This is a genomic window from Tabrizicola thermarum, assembly GCF_003574395.1.
GTDB classification, from domain to species: Bacteria; Pseudomonadota; Alphaproteobacteria; order Rhodobacterales; family Rhodobacteraceae; genus Tabrizicola; species Tabrizicola thermarum.
In genome coordinates, this window is record NZ_QMJY01000032.1 from 1 (window position 1) to 366 (window position 366).

At 68.0% G+C, this 366-nt stretch carries 1 protein-coding gene; it reads left to right on the top strand.

The window, feature by feature from the left end; all coding sequences use genetic code 11:
* The coding region (locus tag D5084_RS09020; RefSeq protein ID WP_128515190.1) for a phosphate ABC transporter ATP-binding protein at positions 1 to 366 on the top strand (366 nt) is incomplete at both ends.

A 366-nucleotide genomic window follows, 5' to 3' on the forward strand; every position in this document is an offset into this window, starting at 1 on the left:
TCGACCTTCCTGCGCTGCCTGAACCGGATGAACGACACCGTCGCCTCGGCGCGGGTCGAGGGTCGGATTCTTCTGGAAGGCGAAGACATCTACGCGCCCTCGGTCGACCCGGTGCAGCTGCGCGCCAAGGTGGGCATGGTGTTCCAGAAGCCGAACCCCTTCCCGAAGTCGATCTACGACAACGTGGCCTACGGGCCGAAGATCCACGGCATGACGCGGTCGAAGGCGGAACTGGACGGGATCGTCGAGGCCTCCTTGCGCAAGGCCGCGCTGTGGAACGAGGTGAAGGACCGGCTGGATGCCCCCGGCACCGGGCTGTCGGGCGGCCAGCAGCAGCGGCTGTGCATCGCGCGGGCGGTGGCGACC